Source organism: Pseudobacillus badius (genome assembly GCF_002189605.1).
Classification (GTDB): Bacteria; Bacillota; Bacilli; order Bacillales; family Domibacillaceae; genus Pseudobacillus; species Pseudobacillus badius.
Genome location: NZ_MWMM01000005.1, coordinates 132,466 through 159,465, shown reverse-complemented (window position 1 = coordinate 159,465; position 27,000 = coordinate 132,466). Strand labels below are relative to the sequence as shown.

Genomic DNA, 27,000 nt, shown 5'->3' with positions numbered 1-27,000 from the left:
TGTCCACCTTTAGAAAGTATATTTAAGTTGCTGTTTTTCCTCATGACGTTCTTTTGCAAGATCAATTAGCTTTTCGATTAACAAAGGATATTCAACGCCTGCATGCTTCCAAAGAAGGGGGAACATGCTAAAAGGAGTAAACCCAGGCATTGTATTAATTTCATTAATCAGCAGCTCGCCATTCTCTGTTAAGAAAAAGTCAGCGCGGACAAGGCCGGAGCAATCTAATGCCTGAAACGCAGTAACAGCCTTTCTTTTCATATTAGTTTGTACATCTTCGGAAATTTCAGCCGGGATAATTAGCGCTGTGTTTCCATCTTCATACTTAGCTTTATAATCATAGAATTCTTTTTTAGGAACAATTTCGCCAATGACCGAGCATTGCGGGTCCTCATTGCCCAGCAAGCCGATTTCCAGTTCTCTTGCTACAACCCCTTCTTCAACGATAATTTTGCGGTCAAACTGGAACGCTTCCTCATAAGCGGCTTCAAGTTCCTCACGGTTTGTGCACTTACTGATGCCAACGCTTGAACCGAGATTGGCCGGCTTGACAAAGCACGGATAACCAAGCACTTTTTCCGCTTTTTCATAAGCCGCCTCTTTATTTTCCACCCACATTTTGCGTGTCAGCCACACATAATTTACTTGCGGCAAATTCGCTTGGGCAAAAATATTTTTCATAATGACCTTATCCATCCCAGCGGATGAGGCCAGCACGCCATTGCCGACATAAGGAAGGTTCATTACTTCAAGGAGTCCTTGAACCGTTCCGTCTTCACCGTTCGGCCCATGCAAAAGCGGAAAAATAACATCATATTTTTTTGAAATCAAGCTTTGAGCCACCGCCGATGACTGTCCATCGCCGGCAAACTGCAGTTCAGATACTTCGTTGGCCGGAGCCGTAAGCTTGTTTCCTTCAATCCAATTTCCCTCTGTCGTAATATAAATTGGGTAGATATCAAATTTATTTAGATCAAGTGCACGGATAACTGCTTTTGCTGTTTGTAAGGACACTTGATGTTCAGCTGATTTTCCTCCATATAATAAACACAATTTCGTTCTCATAGTAACCCTCCAATAAATAAATGAAAAGATTTCATTATCTCCATTCTATCATGCTTTAAGCAAAGAAAAACTAAATTTCCATGCAACTATCCTCCCGATTTAAATTCAGCCCGCCAAAGCTCTGGAATAAACTCTTGAATTAGGTAATTTCTTTAAATATTTCCCAAAAGATTAATCTGAATTTTATTTCTATTTTCATTTCTATTAACTTTCTGCTCTATAGAAGGTATAATTCTTTTGGTAAATACAAATGTTCACACCAGGAGGACAACATATGAAAAGCTTTGGCTTACTGCCAAGAATTATCGTCGCTATTATAGTAGGGATTATTGCAGGCACCTTTGCGCCTGATGCATTCATTAGAATTTTGGCTACATTTAATGGCTTATTCGGAAACTTTCTCGGATTTGTCATTCCGTTAATTATTATCGGGTTTATCGCTCCGGGTATCGGATCCATCGGCAAAGGCGCCGGCAAACTGCTCGGAATGACCACATTGATTGCTTATTGTTCTACCATTATTGCTGGACTTGTAGCGTTTTTCACAGCAAAAGCCATTTATCCATCTATCTTATCGAACCAAGCGGCTAAGGCGTTTGAAAACCCTGAAAAAGCCTTGTTAGAGCCTTTCTTTTCAGTGGAAATGACACCGATTATGGGTGTAATGTCCGCCCTTCTGCTTGCCTTCGCTCTGGGGCTTGGAATGGCTGCTATCAAAGGAGATACCCTTCAAAAAGCAATGGATGAATTCCGGCAGATCATTGAAATCATTATTGAAAAAATCATCATCCCGCTTTTGCCGATCCATATTTTAGGTATTTTCGCCAATATGACACAGGGCGGGCAAGTGAGCGCTATTATGAGCGTATTCGCGAAAGTATTCATTATGATTATTATTCTTCACATCTTGTACTTATGCGTTCAGTACACGGCGGCCGGCACAATCAGAAAGCAAAGCCCGCTGCGGATGTTGAAAACGATGCTGCCGGCTTACTTTACAGCACTCGGCACACAATCGTCCGCTTCAACGATCCCAGTGACCCTTGAAAAAACGAAGCAAATGGGAGTGAAAGGCCGCATTGCCGATTTCTCCGTTCCTTTACTGGCAACCATCCATTTATCCGGCAGCACGATTACACTCGTCAGCTGCTCAATGGCGGTCATGCTCTTGCAAGGGGAAGCCTACTCATTCGCTAGTATGCTGCCGTTTATTCTGATGCTCGGCGTTACGATGATCGCAGCACCTGGCGTTCCGGGCGGGGCTGTGATGGCGGCTCTTGGATTACTTGAGACGATGTTAGGCTTTGATGCCACCATGGTATCGCTGATGATCGCCCTTTACCTTGCGCAAGACAGCTTTGGAACAGCCTGTAACGTGACAGGCGACGGAGCTCTTACTGCCATCGTTGACAAATTAAATAAGGAATAACGAAAAGTCCTGAATACATGCGTATTCAGGACTTTAGTTTGCCGGCAAAAGAGAGTCAGGATAACCTTATCCCGAACCCTGCTCCGCTGATCCGGCCGTTCATGACAGCGCCGGTAAGCACCCTTGGCGTGAACTGGATCTTAAAGGAAGGTTGAATCAATGTCAGTGGAATCAAGGTGACAGGGGCCGTACTCGGGGGACCTGCTTCCGAATACAACTCGTTCATAAGCCCGCCACTAAAAGAAAAAGCAGCCGTATTCTGTAACAGCCCCTTTTACTTTAACCACCACGGCTGAACAGCTCCTCCAGCTTTCCTCTTCCCCCTCGATTGAAATGGAAGGCACGAAGACTCCGGCGGGATCTGCGGGACAGGTGAGACCCCGCAGGCGCTTTGGCGCTGAGGAGGCTCACCGTCCGCCCCGCGGAAAGCGAAGCGCCTGGAATGGAAATCAACTGGCTTCCTATCCTGCAAGCAACAGACAGAGGATGGCAGACGAAATCACTGTTCATTACGCTGATCAACGAAAGCAGGTCAAAGTGTTTTTATTTCGAACAGCTCCTCTAGCTTTCCTCTTCCCCCTCGATTGAAATGGAAGGCGCGAAGACTCCGGCGGGATCTGCGGGACAGGTGAGACCCCGCAGGCGCTTTGGCGCTGAGGAGGCTCACCGCCCGCCACGCGGAAAGCGAAGCGCCTGGAATGGAAATCAGCTGGCTTCCTATCCTGCAAGCAACAGACAGAGGATGGCAGACGAAATCACTGTTCATTACGCTGATCAACGAAAGCAGGTCAAAGTGTTTTTATTTCGAACAGCTCCTCTAGCTTTCCTCTTCCCCCTCGATTGAAATGGAAGGCGCGAAGACTCCGGCGGGATCTGCGGGACAGGTGAGACCCCGCAGGCGCTTTGGCGCTGAGGAGGCTCACCGCCCGCCCCGCGGAAAGCGAAGCGCCTGGAATGGAAATCAGCTGGCTTCCTATCCTGCAAGCAACAGACAGAGGATGGCAGACGAAATCACTGTTCATTACGCTGATCAACGAAAGCAGGTCAAAGTGTTTTTATTTCGAACAGCTCCTCTAGCTTTCCTCTTCCCCCTCGATTGAAATGGAAGGCGCGAAGACTCCGGCGGGATCTGCGGGACAGGTGAGACCCCGCAGGCGCTTTGGCGCTGAGGAGGCTCACCGCCCGCCCCGCGGAAAGCGAAGCGCCTGGAATGGACATCAACTGGCTTCCTATCCAAACAAAAAACGGCAGTCTGAAGCCCTGAATACATAGCGTATCCAGGGCTTTTTCAGGCAAGGTGAAGGCGCTCGAATACCTCATGCATAACCGGTATCCTTTTTAAAAACAAACACTCCATTCCCGCGTCTTTTTATCAAATTCAAATCGGCCATCCGGCGGCTGCCTATAACAATTCATATATTCATCAAACATTTCATCCATATTGATATAATCGCCTACTACCCATACCGGTATCTCTACCTTTGTCCGGCTCTGAACGGACTTTGCCAAAGAGATAACCATGCCTTCTTTCATTTTATCAATAAAGGAAGCCACCATCTCTTTTGGAACCGGCGGAAAAGAAGTTCCTTTCCGCAAAGAAAAAAAGGTCTTCTCGCTGCGGAAATAGCCAAGCTTGAACGAAATGACTCTCCCCAGCATAAAATAAAAATCAGGAAGATAACGATAATATGTTTTGTTAAACCATTCGTCCTCCTCTGAAAGATAAGCATACCGGTTATTTAACTTGCTGTAGAACGGGACCCGTAAATGGTGCTTGCAATGGCCAAGGTAAAGAAGCTCAGCAATCTCTTGATCCTCTAGCTCATTCAACCCCTCCATATCATCGAAATCCAGCCAGCAAAAGTCGCCGTACTCAGCAATCGGCTCTTTAAGAAGACTCCTGACCTCCCCAGCATCCACGTAATTAAACCTCGTATGCATGTTAAAATCTGCCCCGCCGTATTCATGTTTCAGCAACAATAAATGATTCAGCTCCTGAGAAAGGCTCTGAACGAAATCATGAAAATCAATTCCATATGAAATTGCATATTGGTGAGCTGTATTTAAATGAACATAAATCAGCTCTTTCATAGTCCCTTGGCTCTTCAAAGCGATGACCTCCGATTTTCTCGAAATTACGACATCTTTTCCGCATCAATATGTTATACTTTCTATTTTAGCAAAAGAAATGAAAAACTCGTATGTTAAAATCTAAGAAATATGAGATTCTTTTTCACTTTCTTTTTCTGTTCGTTTTATAATGGGAAAGAATGAGTTTTTCAACAAGGAGGGATGCTTATGCTGACAAACTTAACTGAAGATCAAATGACTCTTCTTGTCATAAAAGCGTTAAAAGAAGGAAAAAAGAAAGAGCTTCAAAAGCTGCTGGATGAGCTGCACCCTTATGATATGGCAGCTATTTATACAAACCTGCCTCCCAAACACCAGACACGGTTTTTGCTTCAGCTCAGCATTCCTATTTTGACGGACATGATTCAAGAGCTTGATAATGAAAACCAGCTGGATGTACTGAAAAAAGTGGGGAAAGAGCGTTCCCGAAAAGTTCTTGATGATATGGATAACGACGATTTGGCTTCGCTGCTCGATGACATGTCCCCCGAGAAAATCAAATCGTTTCTAGCCGGAATGAAAAAAGAGGAGTCCACCATCATCGAAAGCATGATGGCGTACCCTGCCGAAACGGCCGGCCGTCTTATGACAAACCGATTTGTCTGGATCCGGGACACTTACACCGTGCGCGAGGCTGTTGATAAATTAAAGACCTTCGCTGAATTTGCAGAAACGATCAACTACTTGTATGTCATTGACGCGCAAAAAAAGCTGGTCGGCGTCGTGTCATACCGCGATTTGCTTTTAGCGGATACGAACGACAAAGTAAACGAAGTCATGTACGGACGAGTTATTTCCGTTTCTGTCTATACAGACCAGGAGGAGGTTGCCCGCTTAATTGAGCGCTACGACTTCCTCGCTATTCCTGTAGTGGATGATTACGATATGCTTGTCGGCATCGTGACGTTTGACGACATCATTGACGTTGTTATTCAAGAAGCAAACGAAGACATCGAGAAGCTTTCTGCTTCCGGTAAATCGATCGACTTCGATACAAAAGCGTCCACCGCGGCTTTTCGCCGTCTCCCATGGCTGATTCTTCTGCTATTTATCGGGCTTGTTTCCGGAAGCATCATTTCCGGCTTCGAGAACACCTTGCAGCAAGTTGTGGCACTGACCTTTTTCATGCCGATGATCTCCGGAATGACCGGGAATACAGGCACCCAATCCCTTGCTGTCGTCGTCCGCGGCTTAGCCTCCCGGGACATTGACATGAAGACTGTATTAAGCTTGATTGGCCGGGAGTTTGGTGTTGGCTTTATTATCGGTATTGTATGCGCTGTTTTAATCTTTTTGATCGCCTTTTTCTGGCAGGGCAGCGCCATATTAGGCATCGTTGTCAGCTCCTCTTTGCTGATTACTCTGATTATCGGCACGCTTGCCGGAACCGTTATTCCACTGGTTCTTTATAAGCTGAATATTGACCCGGCTGTCGCCTCCGGACCGCTGATTACAACGATTAATGACATTTTTTCCTTAATTATTTACTTCTCAATTGCTTCCTGGTTTCTGCAGCAGTTGATGTAAGGTACACATACACCGTTTCTAAAATATATGAAGAAACTTTTTTCTGATGATCAGACTGATTGACGACGCCTGTTTGCCGAAGCGCCGTATTTGATTCGGAAGCCGCAAAAACAGGCGTTTTCAACAGTTTAAGGCATATTCCCTTCACCAACCGCATATAAAGTAGTATCTTTTCTTTAGATTTGACTGAAAAATCAGTATTCATTATACTGTTAGTAACTATTTAAGCGCGTTAAGAGGTGATTCGATGGGACAATGAAGGTTCAATATGAATTCTCCCGTAAGCCCGCTTCATTGAAGACGCGGCTCGTTGAAGTGAAAGATTGGCTCGTCAATCAGGTAACTTTACTCTGCAGGAGGTGACTCCTTGTCTGTCTGCTGACGGACTGAGGAATTTATTTGGACATATTTAACCTGGTGTTCATCGTGATCCTTATAGCTTTAACTGCATTTTTTGTTGCTTCGGAATTTGCTATTGTGAAAGTCCGCAGTTCGCGGATTCATCAATTGCTGGAGGAAGGACATCCGCGGGCGCCTGCCGCCAAGCTTGTTATTTCCAGCCTTGATGAATACTTGTCCGCTTGTCAGCTCGGCATTACGATCACCGCGCTTGCACTCGGCTGGATTGGAGAGCCGGCTATGGCCGGCATACTGAAGCCGTTTATGGAGTTTCTCCATATCCCGCCTTCTCTGTCCCACATCATTATCATAGGAGCAGCATTTTTCATTATTACGTTTCTCCATGTGGTAGTAGGGGAGCTTGCGCCAAAAACGCTGGCTATTCAAAAAGCAGAAGCCCTCACGCTTCTCTTTGCCCGGCCGTTAATTATATTTTATAAAGCAATGTACCCTTTTATATGGACGCTAAATGGAACGGCTCGGCTCATTACTGGTTTGTTTGGCATAAAGCCTGTTTCTGGAAGTGAAGCCGCGCATACTGAAGAAGAACTGCGCCTGATTTTATCAGAAAGCTTGAGAAGCGGAGAAATTAACCCTTCTGAGTTCAAATATGTAAATAAAATCTTTGAGTTTGATGACCGGATTGCTAAAGAAATCATGGTTCCCCGCACCGAAATGGTGACATTGCCCAAAGAGATGACGATCAAAGAATTCATTGAAGTGGTTCGGGAGGAGCGTTTTACCCGTTATCCTGTCATTGCTGGCGACAAAGACCATATTATCGGTCTTGTCAATTTTAAAGAAGTGCTTACTGATTATGTAAAGCAAAAGGAAATCGGTCCTATTTTGCTTGAGCAGTATGTCCGGCCAATCATCCGGGTGATTGATTCTGTACCGATCCATGAATTGCTCGTTAAACTGCAAAAGGAACGGATTCATATGGCTGTGTTAATGGATGAGTACGGCGGAACATCCGGCCTGGTCACCATCGAAGATATTTTAGAAGAAATCGTCGGCGAAATTCAGGATGAGTTTGACACGGATGAAGTGCCGCTCATACAGAAGGTTGCTGAGGCCCACTATATCATCGATGGCAAAGTATTGATCAACGAGGTAAATGCCCTTCTTCAGCTTTCGCTGGATGATGAAGATATCGATACGATCGGCGGCTGGATTCTTACAGAGAATTACGAGGCTGCCCAAGGCGATACAGTTGACTGCCATGACTATCTTTTTACCATTAAAGCGATGGAAGATCATCAAATTAAATATGTAGAAGTGCGAAAAAAGCCGCAGGTGCAGCTGGATCAACAGATTCTTGCGGATAAGCAGCCTTCTCTTTCATTAACTGAATCGAAAGCAATTTAGCCGTCTCCTGTGAAAAGAGAATGAACCGGATAATGATCATCCGGCTCATTCTCTTTTCTTTTTTCAGTCTGAAGACTGTTTTTTCGGGAGGATTTTTTTGTAAAATAGAGAATGTAAGAAAAGTTGCTCCAACAGTTTGCTGTGAAGGAAGGATAACGATGCTGATAACAACAACTTTGATTTTACTGTTCCTTTTGATTTATAGCGCCGGAGCGACCTTGTTCATCCGAATATTCGGAATAGGGATATGCAAGCGCGGAAATGAAACAGCAGAAAAGATGATCGCTTTAACGTTCGATGATGGGCCGGACCCCCTATATACACCGCTGTTGCTTGATTTGCTCGACCAGCATGGCGCGAAAGCCACCTTTTTCTTGGTTGGCGAAAAGGCGCGCGCTCACTCTGACATTGTCCGGATGATCCATAAAAAAGGCCATACCGTCGGGATTCATAACGACATCCACCGATCCAATTGGTTTTTCCTTCCTTTCACATTCAAAAAGCAGTTGATAAGAGCACAAACTGCTTTGAAAGAAATTACAGGTGAACTCCCCCTCTATTACAGGCCGCCTTGGGGACACTTTAATTTATTTACACTTCGCGATGCTCAGCCGCTGCGCATAATTATGTGGACAGCGATCCCAGGTGATTGGAAAGAACAGGTTCAGCCAGCTGTACTGGCCGGCAAGCTTCTCAAAGAAAGAAAAAGCGGGGCCATCATTACTCTGCACGACAGCGGAACCACATTCGGCGCTGATGAACATGCCCCTGCCAATACATTAAAAGCCCTGGAAATCTTTTTTGCGGATGAAGGATCCGCTCACTATCAATTTGTAACCGTCGATACCTTGCTGCAGGCATCCAGAAGGAGCAAACAGTAATATGGAGTCTCAAATTCTCGATTATTTATCTCAATACGGGTTCATTATTTTATTTATCGCCGGCTTTTTTGGCATTGTAGGAATTCCGGTTCCGGAAGAAAGCTTATTTGTTTATATCGGCATTTTGGCAAAAACTCACGGAATCTCTCTTGTTTCAGCCTGGCTGACTATTTCCTCAGGTGCTTTTTGCGGCATGATAACAAGCTACATCCTGGGGCGCAAAGTCGGAAAGCCTTTGCTTGACCGCTATGGGAAGTATTTAGGAATGAATAAAAGCAAGGTAACGAAATTCGTTCTCCACTGGGACATGAAGAAATCTTTGTTTACAGGCTTCTTTATCCCTGGCATCCGGCAGTTCAACCCGTACTTTGCCGGAGTTGCCAAGTTTCCCTGGCCCTTGTTTCTCCTTATTTCTGTTTTTGGCTCACTGATATGGGTATTGTTTTATGTAATGATTGGTTATGTAGTGAGTTCATATATTGCTATTAAGCCTGTTTATTTAACTATCGCTGGTGTCATCTTTTTCATCATCTTTGTCATCCAGCTGCTATACAAATGGAGGAAATCCAAAAACAAAGCTGCTAACACCGAATGCTAAAGGAGTTCTCGACTATGAAAATTTTGTTACTGCCTCTTTTCCGCATGCCGTCCGGCCATCATAAGGCGGCCGAAGCCATCGTTGGCCATTTGTCCACTATGGAAGCGGAGATAGAAGTGAAGACGATTGATTGCTTAAGCCATTTTCATAGTGGCCTAGAGGCTGTCATTTCCAACGCTTATTTAAAATGGATCAGCCGAAAACCAGCCTTGTATAGCAAGTTCTACCATACATTTATGTACTCATACGGCACGAGAAGTGCGTCATCTCCCCGCTTCTCCCTTTGCTTCTGGGATAACTATCTGGCCTGGCGGCTGGAAAAGCTGATGGAAGAAGAACAGCCGGATTTTGTGATTTGCACGCATTGCTATCCTTCTAAACTTCTTAATCAGCTTAAAGCAAAAGGAAAAGTCAGCGTTCCTGTCATCAATGTATACACTGATTTCTTCATGAATGATGTATGGGGAAAGGAACACATTGACTTTCATTTTGTACCGCACCAGCAAGCAAAAGAGCAGTTAATTAAAGCTTATTCATTGAAAAAAGAACAGATATTTGTAACGGGCATTCCGGTGCATCCATTTTTTCAAAAGGCTTCCCGCCCTGAATCTGAGGGCTATGTATTAATTGCAGGCGGGAACAGCGGCTTAGGGAACTTAACCGCCTTGATTGATCAATTGTCAAAGGCCGAATTGCGCTATCGCTACAAAGTGCTATGCGGCCATAACCAAAAGCTGTATGAGCAAATTCGCTCTCTTAATCATGAAAAACTAGACGCGATCGCCTATACCAGTTGCCGGAAGCAGATGAATCGCTACTATGAGGAAGCTTGCGCGATTATTACCAAGCCGGGCGGAGTGACGATCACCGAGGTGCTGGAGAAATCTTTGCCCGTTTTTATTCTTGATACGCTGCCGGGACAGGAAGAGATTAACCGCCAGTATTTAGGGGAGCAGCACCTCATATATACACTTGACCTGCAACAGCCGGTTGAACAGCAAATCCTGGATGTCATCGGCAATGAAGTAGAGATGAATAAATGGCGCAAACGCCTAGCCTGTTACCAGCTTGAAAAAGATGCAGAAATTAAAAACAGCTTGCTGGCAGTCTTTAAAAGCAAGGAGCCTTCCTATGCTCCGTCATTAAAAAAATCAGCCTGGAATCCTTATCTCGGCTGATTTTCTTCATGGGGCTCTTGCTGGTTCGCTTAAATGAATAATGGTATAATCTTTGTGGTTAATTTAATTAAAGGAGAATTCTTTTACATGTCTGATTTGATTCACCATCTGGAAGGGTGGCTGCTGGAGTACGGGGTTTTGGGATTAATTGTTGTGGCTTTTACTGAATCTTCTTTCTTCCCTATTCCGCCAGACGTCATCTTGCTGCCTTTAGCTCTTGCCGATCCTGACCGCGCCATTCTCTTTGCATTATATACAACTGTAGCTTCTGTTTTGGGGGCTTTACTTGGCTGGCTGATCGGGCGCAAGCTGGGACGGCCTATTTTATTGAAATTCGTATCTGAAGAATTAATTTTAAGAGTGGAGCATCTATTTAAAAAGTACGGTCCTCTCGCCATTTTAATTGCCGGATTTACACCGATTCCCTACAAAGTGTTCACGATTTTTGCCGGTGTGGCAAAAATTCGCATCAGGGTCCTGCTCATCTGGTCGCTGATCGGGCGCGGGCTTCGCTTTTTCCTTGAAGGAATTATTATCTTCTGGCTGGGCGATCAGGCGAAACCATTTATTGAAGAAAACTTTACGCTGCTGACCATTGCAGGCGGATTGCTGATCATTGTTATTTACGTTGTATACCGTTTGCTGCAAAAAAGAAAACAAACCGTCTAGAGAGCTTGGATCCAAAACCGGGCCATCTCTATCATTACTTATTTATACAAACATCCCGGTGCCTATGGCAGCCGGGATGTTTCAATATCTGTTATGTATAGCTTATATTTTCAGGCCTTTGCATGATCGGCTAATTCTTGATAGCTTTTTAAAGAGTTGAACACTTCGATGCGGGACTTGGTTTTTGACACTTTAATACCTAATTGAGCGAGCCGGTCGATCATTTTTAACACTCTATCGTGGTCTTTCCCCAATTTACACACCTCTTTAAAAGTTTTTTCTTACCTTTTCTACGTCCGATCGTAAAAATGGTTTCAAAAAAATTATTGTTTTATTTAATTTTAACATTCCCTTTTCTCTAGCAATTAATCCATGAAATTTTGATTTTTTTGCGGCTAAAGCCGGCTCCTGCCAACCATAAATAAAAGAGAAATCAATCCCTTCCTCACCTCAAGTATTTGATCTATTTATTTTAAAACAGGCATCCTTATACGGCTACCTTAACTTTGTCCACTCTGTTAATTTGGAATGGAAATCAACAGCCTTCCTCTACAGGCAAACTAAAAAAAGACTGCGGACCACGCTCAATTTTCATTGAGTTTGTCTACAGTCTGAGAAGCCGGCGCTGCCGGCTTCCAAGTTTGCCTTTTTCATGATGCCCTTAGCTGTAAAGAGCTTCTTTCTGTGGTTCATTGTAAACAGCTGTATCCAGCTCTTTCGTCACGCGGCTCGTTACTACCCCGGCTGTCATGCTTCCGCTGACATTCACGGCTGTCCGCGCCATATCGATCAATGGTTCCACTGAAATCAGCAGTCCCGCCAGCGCTACAGGGAGATTCATTGTCGATAGCACCAAGATCGCTGCGAAGGTCGCTCCGCCGCCAACACCGGCTACGCCAAATGAACTGATCGCTACTACAGCAATTAACGTCAGAATGAATGTGGGCGAAAGCGGGTCAATGCCGACCGTCGGCGCAATCATGACCGCCAGCATAGCCGGATATACACCTGCACAACCGTTCTGGCCGATTGACAGCCCGAACGAGCCGGCAAAGTTCGCAATTCCTTCCGGCACTCCTAATGAGGAGGTCTGCGCTTTAATATTTAAAGGCAAGGTTCCTGCGCTTGAGCGGGAAGTGAAGGCAAATGAAAGCACCGGCAGCACTTTCTTTACATATGTCAGCGGATTTAATCCGACTAAAGTCAAGATAAGCAAGTGAATAATAAACATAACTGCCAGCGCTACATAGGAAGCTAAAACGAATTCTCCAAGCTTCGCAATCGCCGTAAAGTTGCTTGTTGCGACCGTCTTAGCCATAATCGCTAAAATGCCATAAGGTGTAAGACGCAAAACGAGTGTCACAATACGCATGACAATACTGTAAATCGAGTCGATCATCTTCTTGAAAAACTCGGCTTGTTCCGGTTCTTTTCTTCTCACCCCAAGATAGGCAAATCCAACAAATGCCGCAAAGATAACTACAGCAATCGTGGAAGTGCTCCGTTGGCCCGTTAAATCAAGAAACGGGTTAGCTGGCAGCAATTCAATAACTTTTTGCGGGAAAGACTGTCCTTCAATTTCAGAGTACTGTTGCTCAATCTCCATTCCGCGCGCCTGCTCTGTTTCGCCTCCTTGGATTTGAACCGCTTCGAGGTTGAAGCCAAGAGACGCACTAATGCCGATGGCTGCTGCAATAGCTGTTGTGCCGACAAGCAAACCGATAATCAGGCCAGCAATCTTGCCAAGATTGGTTGTCAGAGTAAGCTTTGTAAAAGCCGACACAATAGAAATAAACACAAGCGGCATGACGACCATCTGCAGCAGTTTCACATAGCCTGTGCCGAGGATGTTAAACCATTCGGTGGATTGAAGCAGCGTATTTGATTCCAAGCCATAGATCAGCTGCAAAACAAAACCAAGAACAATCCCCAGTCCAAGGGCGGTAAATACCCTCTTTGAAAATGAAATATGCTTTTTCTGCATAAAATATAAAACACCTGCTAACAAAAGCAGAGCTGCAACATTGACAATAATAAGAAATGAATTCATGGATGCTTCCTCCTTTTACTAACGAATAGCCTATATCATCTATTCCTATGTGTCAAGTGGGTTTTTAATTCCTCTCTTTTTTTCCTTTATAGAAATATTCTCCTTTCCTTGGTAACATAGACGTATCTTAATAGATGAAACATCATTCAAATACTATGGATAAAGCTGGTGGAAATAATGGAAATACCTATGTGGAGCTGGATCGCTTACGTTGTTTTGTTTTTAAACTTTTCCTTTTCAGTCGCTGTTATTTTTTTGGAAAGGCGTGATGCCGCAGCCACTTGGGCCTGGCTGATGGTGTTGTTCTTCATCCCAATTCTCGGTTTCATTCTCTACTTAATTTTTGGCCAGAATTTAAGCAGGCGGCGTTTATTTGATTGGGACGAAAAGGTCAAGATTGGCACTGAATCGGCTATTCAAAATCAAATGCATGCCATTAAAAACCAGCTCTTCCGGTTTCGCAACCCTCACACAGAGGAAAATGAAGATTTGGTCTATATGCTGCTGTGCAACAATGATGCTGTCCTCACCGAAGACAACGATGTAGACATTTTTGTTGACGGCAAAGATAAATTCAATTCCCTGCTTGAAGACATCAGACAAGCAACGCATCACATTCATCTGCAATATTATATTTTCCGGGTGGACAACCTTGGAACCGAGATTGTCCAGCTATTGACGGAAAAAGCGAAGCAAGGCGTGGAAGTAAGGGTTCTCTATGATGAAATGGGCTCCCGCGGAGTCCATAAGCGGCACTTCAAAGAATTAATTGAGGCTGGCGGCATAGTGGAAATCTTTTTCCCTTCCAAAATCCCCTTTATTAATTTGCGTCTCAATTACCGCAATCATCGCAAGCTTGTTATTATTGACGGTGAGATCGGCTATGTAGGCGGTTTTAATATTGGTGATGAGTACCTTGGACTTGATCCAAAGTTCGGCTACTGGCGGGATACCCATTTGCGAATCAAAGGAACAGCAGTGCACTCCATCCAGACGCGGTTTATCCTGGATTGGAACCAAGCATCAGATCACCATGATCTCCATTACGCTGAAGCCTATTTTCCCGATAAGACGGCTGCTGGCGATGTATCGATGCAGATTGTTACAAGCGGCCCGGATTCAGAGTGGGAACAAATTAAGAACGGCTATATTAAAATGATCTCATCTGCACGAGAGTCTGTGTATATTCAAACCCCTTACTTTATCCCGGATGCCAGCCTGCTGGATGCTCTGCGCATTGCGGCCCTTTCAGGCGTAGATGTCCGGATCATGATTCCGAATAAACCAGATCATCCCTTTGTTTACTGGGCCACCTACTCCTACATCGGCGAGCTGATGAAAGCAGGAGCGAAAACGTATATCTACGATGCCGGCTTCATTCATGCAAAAATGATTGTCGTCGATAAAAAACTGAGTTCTGTGGGCACAGCTAATATTGATGTGCGCAGCTTCCGGTTAAACTTTGAGGTGAATGCTTTTATTTACCACCTGGAAACGGGCCAAAAACTTGCGGAGATATTCGAAAAGGATATGGAGCTTTGCTCAGAGCTGACGCTCGAAATTTATAACAACCGGAAAACACTCATTAAATTTAAAGAATCTATTTCAAGGCTGCTGTCACCTATTTTGTAACATCGTTGAGCTGTCCCAGGAAGTCATGAAAAATGACTTTTGGGGGCGGCTTTTTTCTTCTCTGGAACAGGCTGATCTCCATTAAAGGAAGAGCGAGCGCAGCGAGGCAGCCTAAAAACTAACGATGTTCTTTCATAGAGCCCTGACAACAAGCAGGTTGTTTTGCCAGCGCACATCCATCTATTTTGAAAAAATGGTTCTTTATACCATATAAAAAATACAAGTCAAGCCTATTCGCAAAAAAAATGTGACAAATTCGTTAAAAATGTTTTGAACTTTTAGAAAATTGGTTATATAATAAGTCTACAAACTTTTAACGAGGTGATATTTATGGATCAGGTAATAACACAAAAATTAAATAAGCAAGGATTGATCTTCGTCACTATTCATTCGTTATTCTTTTTAAACTTAGCTTTTGACTTCGTGCAATTTTATTAAATATATAAACTGATTTTCGAACCTCCTTCATAGCTGGCAATGAAGGATCAGGAAACATTAAAGCATTGCCAGTCATTAAAAAAGATCAGCCCGATGGCTGATCTTTTTTAATTACGCGTTAGCCCGGTGTCAACTGGTCCCTCGTCACCTGCTGGTTCTTTTAATATTTTGCACAGAGCGGTTAGCTGCCAGCAACGCTGCATCCGTTTCTTCCAGCAAACGAGCAACCAGCTCATCAGCCGTTTGCCTTTTGCTCAACCTTGTCCCTTGTCCGGACCAAAGGGACATATATTCTTTATTATTTTGCTTTCCGGCCTGCTTTCTCATAGATTGGGTTAATGTGTTTTGCAGAGGATACGGCAGAAAAACCTCTTCATGCCCCTGCATGTCTTGAATGAATTGATTGGAAATGCCCCGGGCCGTTTTTCCGGAAAAAGCCTTCGTCAGCACAGCTTCCTTTTCATCGGCTGCCAAGATTGCTTCTTTATGAAGGGGATGAGCCCCGCTTTCCTCAGTCACTAGAAACGCCGTGCCGAGCTGAGCGGCTGAAGCACCCAGACATAGAGCAGCAGCTATGCCTTGCCCGTTCATGATCCCGCCAGCAGCAATAACCGGAATACTCACCTCTTGCACAACCTGAGGAAGCAGCGCCATTAAACCAATCATGCTTTCAGGCGGCTGAAATGACCCTCTATGCCCTCCTGCTTCACATCCTTGTGCCACAACAGCGTCTACCCCTGCCTGTTCACAAGCAACCGCTTCTTCTACCGTTGTGGCAGTGCCGACCGTTATAATGCCTCGTTCCTTTAATTGCTCCAGCGCTCGCTTCGGAGGCAGCCCAAAAGTAAAGGAGCATACCCTGACTCTCTCCTGCAACACGACCGCAAGCTGCTCATTAAAAGCGGAAGATCCGAAAGATAGACTCTCCTCTGCCTTAAGCTCCTTATGATAAGGCGCCAGCAATTGGCGGGCGGCCTGCACTTGTTCGGCGCTCGCCTCTCCTTCCTCAGGAACAAACAAATTAACGGCAAAATCAGCCGTTGTCAGTTGTTTCACGCGTCTGATAAATTCTTCCGTCTTCTCACCCGATAGATAACCGGCACCGATGCTGCCCAGAACACCGGCATTTGAGGCCGCAACAGTTAATTCTGGTGTGGATACTCCCGCCATGGGAGCTTGCCATACCGGAAGCTTTAAAGTTAATCCAAGCATAGTCATCCTCCATTCTTTAAAGTTGCCATCAAAGATTTTTCTCCTTTAATATAATAAGAAAACAACAAAGGAGACTGATCATGACGAAATCAGAAATCGAATCAAAAATTGCTGAATTAAAAATGGACTATATCCGTGTACAAGGAGACATTGAAAAACTCGAATCCACAGGTAATGCTGTAACAAAAGCGGAAGAACAGCTCATTCGCATGGAAAATGAGCTGAAGGAACTGAATCAACAGCTGGCCGCCTTGTCTAAATAAGACGCATGAAAAAACAGCAATCGTTCGCTTTAGCGGACGATTTTTTTTATGAACAGCAACTGATCAGGTTCATCCGTTTCTACAAATAAACCAGCCTCTCCAATGAATGTGCCTTCCCTGCTGGGAATTATAGTCAATATCAAGTATACAGCAATTACCTATTATGCTATCATTCAAATAAATGAATATTTAAAAAATTTTAGTTGAAAGTGGTGACAGGATGAATCTCGTTGAACAGTTAGCCAGTCTGCTTGGCCAGGAAAAAGTCACAGTGAATGAAACTATATTGGAGCATCATAGCAAAGATGAATCACATTTTGAAGCGGTTCTTCCCGATGTTGTCGTATTTCCCGCTTCTGCTGAGGATGTCCAAAAGATCGTGCGGTTTGCCAAGGAACAGCACATTCCCGTTGTTCCTTTCGGCATTGGCTCCGGCCTTGAAGGTCATGCCATTCCAATACATAAGGGAATATCCGTGGACTTCAGCCAAATGAACCGGATTATTGACATGCGTCCAGAGGATTTGCTCGTCAAAGTTCAGCCCGGCGTAACGCGGCTGCAATTAAATCAAGAATTAAATAAGCATGGTCTCTTCTTCCCGGTTGATCCCGGAGCCGATGCCACAATCGGCGGCATGGTTGCTACCAATGCAAGCGGCACGCAAGCTGTTCGGTACGGTGTCATGAAAGACCAGATTTTGGACCTTGAAGTCGTGCTCGCTGACGGCCGGATCATTCACACCGGATCACTTGCTAAAAAATCCTCCTCCGGCTACAACTTAAATAGTTTGTTCACCGGCTCGGAGGGTACACTTGGCCTATTCACCGAAATTACTCTCAAGCTGCATGGCATACCCGAATCCATCATTGCAGCCAGAGCCTGCTTCCCTTCCGTCAAGCAATGCGTAGAAGCAGCTGCCGCCATTTTAACCGCCGGCATCCCAATCGCCCGCATGGAACTTGTAGATGACCGTTCCATTGCACAAGTCAATCAGTTTAGCGGAACAGACTTTCCCGAGGAGCCTTCGCTGTTCCTTGAGTTTCACGGGAATGAAGCAGGCAATGAAGCCGATGCCCAATTCGTGCAGGAACTGTTAGAGGAGTATCAATGCCAGACCTTTACCTTTGAAAAAAACAGCTTGAAAAGAGCTCAGCTTTGGAAAGCCCGGCATGACTTATCCTACGCTTTCCGCCACAGCAATCCGAAGCTGCATACGATTAACACGGACGTGTGTGTACCAATATCAAAGCTTGCGGACATGGTTACTTACGCGCGTGAGCGAATTGAAGCCTACGGGATGGATGGCGCGATCCTTGGGCATATTGGAGACGGAAATTTTCATACACTTACTTTGTTTGACCCGCAGGACCCTGAACAAGTTCGCAACACAGAAATATTAAACGGAGAGATTGTTACGTTTGCTTTGTCGCTTGGAGGAACGTGTACAGGAGAACACGGCGTCGGCTTGGGCAAAATGAAATACCAGATCCAAGAGCATGGCGAAGCGCTGAACGTCATGGCTGGCATTAAAAGTCTGCTTGACCCCGACCATATTCTGAATCCGGGAAAACTGATTCCTTCCGCGGAGAAAGCGACACTGTAATGCAAAAAAACTGTTCTGCAACCGGCTGCAGAGCAGTTTTTTTTATGGGAATTAAGCTTGGTAAATCATCGATATTTATCAGGTGTGCACCTTTATCGCCTGATCCTTTCGTTTTTTTAAGGCCATGTAAAGCAGCAAGCATTGCTCAAAAGATTGTGTATCAATGGAAAGAATTTCGCTTAGCTGATTCAATCGGTATAACAGGGTATTGCGATGAACAAACAGCTTTCTGGCCGCCCGGCTGACATTTAACCCTTGCTCACAGTAGACAAGAAATGTTTCTATGAGTGCCGAAGCATTGGAATGGGAGACTAATTTTTCAGCGTAGTCATCCAGCGTCTCTGCCAAAGCCGGCTGAATGTCCTGCACGAGCGCACTTAATAAAATATTCCAGTCATCAAATGCATAAACACCCGATGCGCCTTTCGCGCGCTCCTTCCCTGTTGAGAGCGCCTGCAATGCCTGCTGGTACGAACGGCTGACACCTGCAAAGCCGCTGCAGCTCTTTCCATAAGCGATAGAAACAGAACCGGCTACCTGCTGGTTTCTAAAAAATTTCCTTAAGGCCTTCAGCGCATGCTCACATTGCCGCCTCATTTTTTTCATGTCAGCACCATCCATATATTTTAGGACTATCCACTGTCCTTGGTGAACCGGACTGATGATGTCTTCATCATGAACTTGAAAATAATGGCTGATGACTTGAAACAAATCATACTGGGAAATCCGGAGCACTCCTTCTTCCCCTTTCGCCGTATGCAGGGAGGAGAGGTCGATTAGAATGCACATTCGGGGACAATCGAAATGAAAGCCCGACATGCTGCAATAATTTTGCAGGGTGTCTTCACTTTCCCACTCTTTAAAGTGGATAAGATGCTGAATGAAAAGCTCGGTCGTTTTCATTTGCAAATAAAATGATTCTGTCCGGAAAGACTGCTGCAGCAGCATTTCAACGTGCGTCCGGACAAACTCCACATACTTCCCCACCTCCTCCGGCTCGCCAATGATCCCTAAAACGCCAATGATTTGCCGCTGAAAGCGTATCGGTGTAGCCACACCCGGCAATACGTTTTTCCGTCCTGTTATGTTCTCCTTTGTGAAAATAACCGCTCTGCCCGCTTTTGTGACTTCCTCTGTCACCTCATGATGAGAACCGATTCTTGTTAAGTCATTGCAGCCAATGATTGTTCCTTTGGCATCTGTAATGCTCATAGATACCCCCAGGACAGTGGATGTTTTTTCTACGATAGATTGGGCAATTTGTTCAAAAAACTTCATTGCTTCACCTCAGTCATTAGCTAATCTTTTAATATTTTTCTTAATTTTCTGATTAATATTCGTTATTATTCTACCAGATTTTTGTATAAATTGTACATTGATTGAAAGCGCTTTCCGAATATAATGGTAAATAATTTAAAGGAGCTATATCACGCCTGAGGGAGGTTTTTATATGAATAAAGCAGATATCATTATCGTCGGCGGCGGAGTTATGGGATCAAGTACAGCTTATTCCCTGCGCAAGATTGGTTTTGAAGGAACAATTACAGTGTTTGAAAAAGACCCAATTTATGAGTTTTCCTCTACACCCCGCAGCGCAGGCGGGATTCGCCAGCTATTTACCACAGCCATCAATATTCAATTAAGCCGGTTCAGCCTGCAAAAATATCAAACGTTTGCTGAAGATATGGCGATTGACGGCGAGCCGGCCAAAATTGACTTTCAACAAAGAGGCTATTTATTTTTAGCAAAAAAAGAAATGGTCCCGGCGATCGAGCGCCAAAGAAAGCTGCAAAACGAGCTCGGCGTGCCTTCCCAATTTCTCTCTCCCGATGAACTTCAGGACGTCATTCCCGAGCTGCAGCTGGAAGATCTCGCGGGCGGGCTTTATTGTGCAGAAGACGGTTACCTTGATGCTTATTCAGTTATGCAGGCGTATAAGAAAAATGCCCAAAAGCTGAATGTGGATTATGTCTCTAAGGAAGTGGCCACCTTTTTGGCGGAGAATGACCGCATAAGAGGAGTACGCTTGGTCGACGGAGAAGAATATACGGCCCCAATCGTAGTCAACTGTGCCGGGGCGTGGGGTGCGATTCTCAGTGAAAAAATCGGGCTTTCTCTGCCGGTCGTGCCGTTAAAACGGCAAATTTTCCAATTCCATCCGGCTGTCCCGCTGGAAAAACCGCTGCCTCTTACGATTGATCCAACCGGCGTGTACTTCCGCCACGAAGGCGACCGTGTAATTACAGGCTACGCAGAAGATGTCAAGCCTGGAATTGACTTTTCCTGGAAGCGTTCTTACTTTGAAGAGCTCTGGCCGGTGCTGGCCCACCGTGTGCCAAACTTCGAAAGTGTGAAGCTGGAATCCGGCTGGGCGGGGCTGTACGACTTTAATACCGAAGATCAAAATGCGATCATCGGCGAACATCCGTCTATGAAAGGCTATTATGTTGCTCTTGGATTCAGCGGACATGGCATGCAGCAAGCGCCTGGCGTCGGTCTCGGATTAGCTGAACTCATTTATAAAGGAACCTATGAAACCCTCAATCTGTCTCCTTTGCGTGTCGAACGTTTTGCGGAAAATGACTTAGTGCTGGAGCAAGCAATTGTATAATTGACTTTTATCAAAGGAGGAAACGGCTTGCTAATATTAACTGAAAGCAGCATGCGAGCGGCTGCTGGCATGGCAGATATCATTGCAGCTGCAGAAACTGCCTATGAACTTTACGATAGAGAGCAGTTTCATATGGACGCAAGAACACAGATCGCTCATGAAGAAAACACACTTTTGCTTATGCCTTGCCAAGCCAGCGAGTTATTCGGAACAAAAATAGTCAGTGTGTTTCCTGCTAATCATCAGCGGTCTCTGCCGGCTGTACAAGGGCTGATGGTGCTGATTGACGCCCACACGGGGACGCCGAAAGCCTTATTGAACGGCACCTATTTAACCGCACTCCGTACCGGCGCTCTCGGGGGATTGGCTGCCCGGCATCTCGCACCGGCCGGCGCCAGCTCTGCAGGCTTGATCGGCACTGGCGCCCAAGGCTTCTACCAGCTCCTGGCCATCTGCCTGGAGCGCAATATTCAGAACATTTATTTATATAACCGAACACCTGAAAAAGCGATTGCTTTTGCGGGCAACCTTCAATCGCACTTGCCTTCACACATCCGGATTCACATTGAACATCACCCCAATGAAGTAATCAGCCAGTCAGATATTCTTGTTACTGCAACAACATCCAGCATACCTGTTCTTCTAGACGAACCTGATTTATACAACGGCAAGCTCATGATCGCCGTCGGATCCTTTCAGCCGCAGATGCGCGAGCTGCCTGAACAGCTCTTTAAACAAGCAAATCACCTTTTTATTGATACCCTTGATGCGATCGAAGAATCGGGCGATGTGGCCGACCCGCTCAAAAACGGCTGGTTAAGCCCGTCGCAGGTCATTCCATTTTCCAGCTTAATCGCCGGCAAAATGCGCCCGCAATTAAGCGAGAAGCACCCCATGATTTTCAAATCGGTCGGGATGGCTTTATTCGATGTCATTGCCGCCCGGGCTATTTATGAAAAAGCTGTTCAGCAGCAGATCGGACTGGAAATTGAATTGTAAAAGTTAAGCCTAAAACCTTGGAGAGGATGATAAATATGCATACAATCATCATGGTTGAGTTCATTCTTTATTGCTTGCTGATGCTTGGAGCCGGCTACTTATTCAGCCGAAAAGAAATGGATCATGCTTCCTTCCTGCTCGGCGGCAAAAAATTGCCGGGCTGGGCGCTCGCTTTTTCAGAAAGAGCCACCGGCGAATCCGCCTGGCTCCTCCTTGGCTATACAGGATTTGTTTTCGCTACGGGCCTGTCCGGCATATGGGTAGCTGTCGGCATTTCATTAGGAATTGTTTTTTCCTGGCTGTTTTTAGCAAAGCGCTTTATGAAGGAAGCGGAAGAATATCAAATTATGACCCTTCCCGGCTATCTGGCGAAGCGATTCGGCAGCCACGGAAAAATTATTCTTTGGATGTCTGCCATTTTAATTATTAGTTTTATGATGTTTTATTTCGGCGCACAAATTGCCGGTGCCGGCAAAACATTATTCACTGTGTTTCATATCCATCCCACTGCAGGGGCATTGCTTAGTCTAGGCATTGTTATTCTCCTCTCCTACCTTGGCGGGTTCACGGCTGTTGTCTGGACCGATATGATTCAAAGCCTAATGATGCTTGTCACACTTGTTGTCTTGCCCATCATCGCTCTTTTTCATATTCAGGAAGCCGGCCTCTCCATCAGCGCAGCCCTTGCCGCCTCTGGCCCGGCTATGGATTCGTGGACAGGCGGGGCGGCAGGATTTGCTCTTGGCCTTCTTCTCTTTAACAATTTCGCCTGGTTTTTCGGCTTTCTCGGCGGCCAGCCGCAGCTGAGTGCCCGCTTTATGGCATTAAAAAATGACAAAGAAGCAAAAACAGCTACCAGGGTCGCCATTATTTGGACCATTCTCGCTTACGGCGGAGCCTTCATGATCGGCTTAACCGCCCTTACTTTATATCAAGGGCAAAACTTCGCCGATGTAGAAACGATCCTGCCTTTCATGGTTTTAGACTTATTGCCGCCTTGGATCGCCGGAATTTTGCTTTCAGGGATTTTGGCCGCAATTATTTCTACCGCCGACTCGCAGCTTCTCGTCATTACAAGCTCAGTCAGCGAAGATATCGTCAACCATGCGCTCGGCAAAAACTTGACTGAAAAACAACTAGTGACGATTTCCCGGCTCACCATTATCGGTGCGGGGCTGCTTGGGCTGCTGATCGCCTTAACCTCTCAGTCTCTCGTATATCTTGTTGTAAGCTGGGCTTGGGCTGGTGTAGGCTGCACCCTTTCACCCGCTATTATTCTCACGTTCTTCTGGAAGCGCTACTCTGGCGCTGGCGTCATCGCCACGATTCTGGCCGGATTCATCAGCACCATCGTCTGGATTTCCACGCCGCTTGAAGAGATTATTTCTTCCCGCTTTACCACATTCTTGATCGCTGCTTTCTTCGGCATTGTATTCAGCCTGCTCTTCCCATCCAAGGAAAGCGCCCGCGATATAAAAGAATCTCCTGAAGCAGACATATCACCAAAAGTGATCGGATAATTGGTCCATTCATGCTAAAAAGCACTGTTCGGCTGCCCGAACAGTGCTTTTGGCAATCAAGGAACCCATACTTCAATGTGTCGCGGCAAGACTTCAAGCGTGAGCGGGAGACTGCTTCCGATATCGCCGTCAACGTTTGCTTTTAAAAGAGCCTCTGAAGCAACCTTCACCCGGCTTGTACGAACATACACGACATCCGGGTCTTCATTCAATTCCCCCTTCAGCAAGTTGGCCGTCATCCGCACAAGCTTTGGCAAGGATGCTTTATGAATGATAAAGCAATGAAGCTTGCCATCATGAACTTCCGCATCAGGTGCCATACTTTCAAACCCGCCGACAGAGTTGGTCAAAGCAGCTAGAAAAAGCAGCGCCTCTCCCTTCCATTCTTCCTCATCCGCCGTCACTGAGATGGCCATTGGCTGCTTATTCACCAGCCCTTTGCCCCCTTCCAGAAAGTAAGCAAACGAACCGAGCGCCGTTTTTTTCTCAGGAGATACCGCCGCTGCAGATTCGGCTATATCACCCAGTGCAACAATATTTAAAAAATAGCGTTCATTGACCTTTCCGACATCCGCCTTTTGCAGCCTGGCTCGGCCGATGACAGCCATCGCCTCCGCCGGTTCAAGAGGCACCTGCAATGCCCTGGCAAAGTCATTCACTGTGCCGAGCGGAATAATTCCAAGCGTCGGTCTGTGTTCTTTTTCCGCGAGGCCATTGACTACTTCATTTAACGTCCCATCTCCACCGATTGAAACAACCATGTCAAGACCAGCTGCAGCTGCCTCCGCCGACCATGCAGCAGCATCTCCAGCCTGGCTTGTTAACCGGATATCGGTTGTATAGCCTATGTTCGCCAGCTGGTGCTGGATTTTTTCCACATACCCCTGCGCCTCTTCTTTTCCTGAAGAAGGATTAGCGATAATCATAGCTTTTTTCATTCGGCCTTCCCTCCATTTGCTCCGCCTTGGCTGTTCTCTGTTTGCGACTTGCGCTGCTGGTAAAAAGAGCCGGTTCCCAGCTCTTCATTCAGAAGCAGTTCCATTTGCTCCAGATCTGACCTTGTCACGACAGGATCTTTCTCTGACCAGTTCACGATATAAATAAAATAAAAATGGTTAATCGTTCGAAAAATCACATTTGAATGGGGAAACTTATCAAATACCGCCTTGATATTGTAGCGGCGGGAATATGCCCATCTCTCAAGCCTCATAAATTAGCCACCTATTATTAGAATAATATCTTTTATATACCCTCTTCTCTGCTTTTTCAACTGCGGACAACGATAAATTCCTTGTCGCTTTTCTCGACAAAACTACTGATCAATCAACAAAACTAGTGAAAGGACTTTGGCCTTTTTCATGGAAAGTAGTAGTAACAGTCTATTATCCCGTAAACAGCCGCTTGAGGAAATGAGACATCATTATTTAACGGAGGGATGAACATGGAACAGGCTTATTTTAGTTCAGAAGTAGCCAAAAGCCTTGGTGTGGGGGCAAGCACGCTGCGAAAATACTCATCAGCACTGGAAGCGGCCGGCTACCGCTTTGACAGGGGAATCAACAACTCACGTGTTTTTTACCAAAAAGACATTATTACGGTCCAGCGTCTCTTAAAGCTGATCCAAGAGCAAAACTTGCCGCTTGAAGCAGCCATCGAACTAGCGATGAAAACGGAGCCGGATACACACATAGAGCAGAAACAAGCGGAACAGCCGAAAGCCGAAAGCAATGAATTATCTGAACGGATTGCCCGCCTGGAGGAGCAGCAGGAAACCCTCATTCAAGTGAACAAGGAGCTTGTTAAAGAGCTTGCTCAATACCAAAGGTGGATGAAGGAGAAATTAGAGCATCAGGAGATAGAGATTCGTGACCGCCTGCTGTTAAACAGCCTTCAGCCTCCGCCGATTAAAAGAGAGCCTCCTAAATACCGGCTCCCTTCCTTGTTTTCTATTTTTAGAGGGAAAAAAAATGAAGCCACTTTTAATTAAGCGGCTTCATTTTTTTCTTTGCAGGACTTTTTAGGTTTGTGTAGAATTAGGTCAAACATCACGTTTAAAAGGGAGCCTTTACATAATGAAAAAAGCAGTTTTCTTTGATTTAGACGATACACTGTTAAATGACCGCAAAAGCATTCAAACCGCCTTCGATGTGACCTGCGGGGACTTAGAAAAAAAATACGGAATTGGCCAGGCGGAAATTGAAGCCTCTGTCAGAGAAGCAGCACGGGAACAATATCAGCAGTATTCTTTTTATCCAGTGACTCTTCATCTCGGCATTAACCCTTTTGAAGGGCTGTGGGGAGATTTTGGCGATGTGCATCATTGGCAGCTGCGCCAGATGGGCAAGGACATCAGCGATTATCAATTAAAAACATGGGAAAAAGGATTAGCGGCTGTTGGAATCCAAGGAGCAGCTGACTGGGCAAAAGAACGGTTCCGGGAAGTTCGCCGCCGTTCTCCTTTCCTGTACGAGGACACGATCGCTGTGCTGGATCAGCTCAAAGAAAATGGCTGCCGGCTGCTGCTCTTAACTAATGGGGCGCCTTCTCTTCAGCTAGAAAAACTAACGATGACACCAGAGCTCGTACCTTACTTCGAACATATCGTCATCTCAGGGAACTTTGGATTTGGAAAGCCGGACCCTGCCATTTTTGCTCATGCGCTCAAGTTAATGGACGTACGCGCAGAGGAAGCGATGATGATCGGTGACAACTTAGGAACCGACATCCTCGGAGCTACCCGTCTTGGCATGGAATCTATCCTGATCGATCACGGTGACGGCCGAAAAGTAGATGGGGCCACACCTACCTACGTTGTTCGCACACTAAGCGAGGCTGCTGACACTCTCCAAAAATTAACAAGCGTCTAACAGGTTTTCTTTCTTCCTAAAAAGGGAATAGACCAGCAGATCCCTCTTTACATATAGATAAGGGAAGAAGGAAAAGGAGAGAGAAAGATGACCAGCCATTTAACGAAAAATGAGCAGGAACACCAATTGCCTCAAGCTTCTAAATTAGAGATTAAAGTATTTGATGAACAGGGCTGCTTTCCATTTAAGGGAAAAGACCTGTCATCGAAACATGTATATGAAATTCACGATGAAACACTGCGGACCCCGCTTGAAAAAGCAGAGGTATTCGAGCAGCTGTTGGACGTGCCCAGCAAATGTGAACTATGGATTGTGCCAGTGACGACAGAAACCTCCGCGCTTACCCAATCCTTGAAAGAAGAAAAAACAAGCGCTTTGTTTCATTTGCTCTCCTCCATTAAAGATAAAATGCAATTCGATCAAACGTTTATTATCGTGGAGGACGATGCTGCCGCCGCTATATGCAGCCAATTAAAAGAGCTCGGCTACACATTTACGGAGAAAACGGAAAAAGAACTGGAACAAGTCCAAGTAGAATTTTAACGAACGTGCCAAGCTGTT

25 protein-coding genes are annotated in these 27,000 nt (G+C 45.5%); 16 read left to right on the top strand and 9 right to left on the bottom strand.

The window, feature by feature from the left end:
- Nucleotides 1-9: 9 nt before the first annotated feature.
- Nucleotides 10-1,065, bottom strand: a complete 1,056-nt coding sequence (locus B1A98_RS11405; RefSeq protein ID WP_063384440.1) for a D-alanine--D-alanine ligase — start codon at nucleotides 1,063-1,065, stop codon at nucleotides 10-12.
- Between the two features lie 274 nt (nucleotides 1,066-1,339).
- Between B1A98_RS11405 and B1A98_RS11400 the strand changes: the two genes are divergently transcribed.
- The gene (locus B1A98_RS11400) at nucleotides 1,340-2,494 is read left to right on the top strand and encodes a dicarboxylate/amino acid:cation symporter (RefSeq protein ID WP_063384439.1); all 1,155 of its coding nucleotides are present in this window, start codon (nucleotides 1,340-1,342) and stop codon (nucleotides 2,492-2,494) included.
- 55 nt (nucleotides 2,495-2,549) lie between these two features.
- On the opposite strand, the gene B1A98_RS20480 is transcribed toward B1A98_RS11400, so the two are convergent.
- A complete protein-coding gene (locus B1A98_RS20480; protein ID WP_158286033.1) occupies nucleotides 2,550-2,720 on the bottom strand; it encodes a hypothetical protein in 171 nt (56 codons plus the stop codon).
- Between the two features lie 1,112 nt (nucleotides 2,721-3,832).
- Entirely contained in the window at nucleotides 3,833-4,603 is a 771-nt protein-coding gene (locus B1A98_RS11380; RefSeq protein WP_082028238.1) for a hypothetical protein, read from the bottom strand.
- Between the two features lie 189 nt (nucleotides 4,604-4,792).
- Here B1A98_RS11380 and mgtE point away from each other — a divergent pair, with 189 nt between their 5' ends.
- From mgtE to B1A98_RS11350, 6 genes are all read left to right on the top strand, one after another.
- Nucleotides 4,793-6,151: a magnesium transporter gene (mgtE, locus tag B1A98_RS11375; protein ID WP_063386013.1), complete on the top strand. Its 1,359-nt coding sequence runs from the start codon at nucleotides 4,793-4,795 to the stop codon at nucleotides 6,149-6,151.
- Nucleotides 6,152-6,550: 399 nt separating this feature from the next.
- A complete protein-coding gene (locus B1A98_RS11370) occupies nucleotides 6,551-7,918 on the top strand; it encodes a hemolysin family protein (protein WP_063386012.1) in 1,368 nt (455 codons plus the stop codon).
- A gap of 158 nt (nucleotides 7,919-8,076) precedes the next feature.
- Nucleotides 8,077-8,799, top strand: coding sequence for a polysaccharide deacetylase family protein (locus B1A98_RS11365; protein WP_063386011.1), 723 nt, complete (start codon nucleotides 8,077-8,079; stop codon nucleotides 8,797-8,799).
- 1 nt (nucleotide 8,800) lies between these two features.
- On the top strand, nucleotides 8,801-9,397 hold the full coding sequence (locus B1A98_RS11360; protein WP_041100689.1) for a DedA family protein: 597 nt from the start codon (nucleotides 8,801-8,803) through the stop codon (nucleotides 9,395-9,397).
- Between the two features lie 14 nt (nucleotides 9,398-9,411).
- Complete coding sequence (locus tag B1A98_RS11355) at nucleotides 9,412-10,575, top strand: MGDG synthase family glycosyltransferase (protein WP_063386010.1); 1,164 nt, start codon at nucleotides 9,412-9,414, stop codon at nucleotides 10,573-10,575.
- Nucleotides 10,576-10,662: 87 nt separating this feature from the next.
- Nucleotides 10,663-11,244 carry a YqaA family protein gene (locus B1A98_RS11350; protein WP_063386009.1) on the top strand — a complete coding sequence of 194 codons (582 nt, stop codon included), beginning with the start codon at nucleotides 10,663-10,665 and terminating at the stop codon, nucleotides 11,242-11,244.
- 110 nt (nucleotides 11,245-11,354) lie between these two features.
- Here the strand turns inward: B1A98_RS11350 and B1A98_RS20475 are convergent, their stop codons facing one another.
- Together B1A98_RS20475 and B1A98_RS11345 are read right to left on the bottom strand one after the other, a co-directional pair.
- Nucleotides 11,355-11,498, bottom strand: coding sequence for an Lmo0850 family protein (locus B1A98_RS20475; RefSeq protein WP_169713112.1), 144 nt, complete (start codon nucleotides 11,496-11,498; stop codon nucleotides 11,355-11,357).
- A gap of 407 nt (nucleotides 11,499-11,905) precedes the next feature.
- Nucleotides 11,906-13,294 carry an L-cystine transporter gene (locus B1A98_RS11345; RefSeq protein ID WP_041113885.1) on the bottom strand — a complete coding sequence of 463 codons (1,389 nt, stop codon included), beginning with the start codon at nucleotides 13,292-13,294 and terminating at the stop codon, nucleotides 11,906-11,908.
- A gap of 177 nt (nucleotides 13,295-13,471) precedes the next feature.
- Here B1A98_RS11345 and cls point away from each other — a divergent pair, with 177 nt between their 5' ends.
- Complete coding sequence (gene cls, locus B1A98_RS11340) at nucleotides 13,472-14,926, top strand: cardiolipin synthase (protein WP_063386008.1); 1,455 nt, start codon at nucleotides 13,472-13,474, stop codon at nucleotides 14,924-14,926.
- A 582-nt stretch (nucleotides 14,927-15,508) separates the two neighbouring features.
- Here cls and B1A98_RS11335 read toward each other — a convergent pair.
- Entirely contained in the window at nucleotides 15,509-16,576 is a 1,068-nt protein-coding gene (locus B1A98_RS11335; protein ID WP_063386007.1) for an NAD(P)H-dependent flavin oxidoreductase, read from the bottom strand.
- 80 nt (nucleotides 16,577-16,656) lie between these two features.
- Here B1A98_RS11335 and B1A98_RS11330 point away from each other — a divergent pair, with 80 nt between their 5' ends.
- Both B1A98_RS11330 and B1A98_RS11325 read left to right on the top strand, forming a co-directional pair.
- A complete protein-coding gene (locus B1A98_RS11330; RefSeq protein ID WP_063386006.1) occupies nucleotides 16,657-16,839 on the top strand; it encodes an SE1832 family protein in 183 nt (60 codons plus the stop codon).
- Between the two features lie 220 nt (nucleotides 16,840-17,059).
- Nucleotides 17,060-18,442: an FAD-binding oxidoreductase gene (locus tag B1A98_RS11325; RefSeq protein WP_063386005.1), complete on the top strand. Its 1,383-nt coding sequence runs from the start codon at nucleotides 17,060-17,062 to the stop codon at nucleotides 18,440-18,442.
- A 78-nt stretch (nucleotides 18,443-18,520) separates the two neighbouring features.
- On the opposite strand, the gene B1A98_RS11320 is transcribed toward B1A98_RS11325, so the two are convergent.
- Nucleotides 18,521-19,720, bottom strand: a complete 1,200-nt coding sequence (locus B1A98_RS11320; RefSeq protein WP_063386004.1) for a CdaR family transcriptional regulator — start codon at nucleotides 19,718-19,720, stop codon at nucleotides 18,521-18,523.
- Between the two features lie 172 nt (nucleotides 19,721-19,892).
- Between B1A98_RS11320 and B1A98_RS11315 the strand changes: the two genes are divergently transcribed.
- The 3 genes from B1A98_RS11315 to B1A98_RS11305 are packed head-to-tail and all read left to right on the top strand — an operon-like array spanning nucleotide 19,893 to nucleotide 23,572.
- Nucleotides 19,893-21,053 (top strand): NAD(P)/FAD-dependent oxidoreductase, encoded by a 1,161-nt coding sequence (locus tag B1A98_RS11315; protein ID WP_063386003.1) that lies wholly within the window; start codon nucleotides 19,893-19,895, stop codon nucleotides 21,051-21,053.
- A gap of 27 nt (nucleotides 21,054-21,080) precedes the next feature.
- Entirely contained in the window at nucleotides 21,081-22,052 is a 972-nt protein-coding gene (locus tag B1A98_RS11310) for an ornithine cyclodeaminase family protein (protein WP_063386002.1), read from the top strand.
- Between the two features lie 35 nt (nucleotides 22,053-22,087).
- Nucleotides 22,088-23,572 (top strand): sodium/proline symporter, encoded by a 1,485-nt coding sequence (locus B1A98_RS11305; RefSeq protein ID WP_063386001.1) that lies wholly within the window; start codon nucleotides 22,088-22,090, stop codon nucleotides 23,570-23,572.
- Between the two features lie 56 nt (nucleotides 23,573-23,628).
- Here the strand turns inward: B1A98_RS11305 and B1A98_RS11300 are convergent, their stop codons facing one another.
- Nucleotides 23,629-24,510 (bottom strand): diacylglycerol/lipid kinase family protein, encoded by an 882-nt coding sequence (locus tag B1A98_RS11300; RefSeq protein WP_063386000.1) that lies wholly within the window; start codon nucleotides 24,508-24,510, stop codon nucleotides 23,629-23,631.
- Entirely contained in the window at nucleotides 24,507-24,782 is a 276-nt protein-coding gene (locus tag B1A98_RS11295) for a hypothetical protein (RefSeq protein WP_063385999.1), read from the bottom strand. Before B1A98_RS11295 ends, B1A98_RS11300 begins: the two co-directional genes overlap by 4 nt.
- A gap of 231 nt (nucleotides 24,783-25,013) precedes the next feature.
- Here B1A98_RS11295 and B1A98_RS11290 point away from each other — a divergent pair, with 231 nt between their 5' ends.
- The 3 genes from B1A98_RS11290 to B1A98_RS11280 all read left to right on the top strand — a co-directional run bounded on the left by B1A98_RS11290 (nucleotide 25,014) and on the right by B1A98_RS11280 (nucleotide 26,982).
- Nucleotides 25,014-25,559 (top strand): MerR family transcriptional regulator, encoded by a 546-nt coding sequence (locus tag B1A98_RS11290; protein ID WP_052477324.1) that lies wholly within the window; start codon nucleotides 25,014-25,016, stop codon nucleotides 25,557-25,559.
- An 85-nt stretch (nucleotides 25,560-25,644) separates the two neighbouring features.
- Nucleotides 25,645-26,439: an HAD family hydrolase gene (locus B1A98_RS11285; RefSeq protein ID WP_063385998.1), complete on the top strand. Its 795-nt coding sequence runs from the start codon at nucleotides 25,645-25,647 to the stop codon at nucleotides 26,437-26,439.
- Between the two features lie 87 nt (nucleotides 26,440-26,526).
- Entirely contained in the window at nucleotides 26,527-26,982 is a 456-nt protein-coding gene (locus tag B1A98_RS11280) for a hypothetical protein (RefSeq protein WP_041100663.1), read from the top strand.
- Nucleotides 26,983-27,000 lie beyond the last annotated feature (18 nt).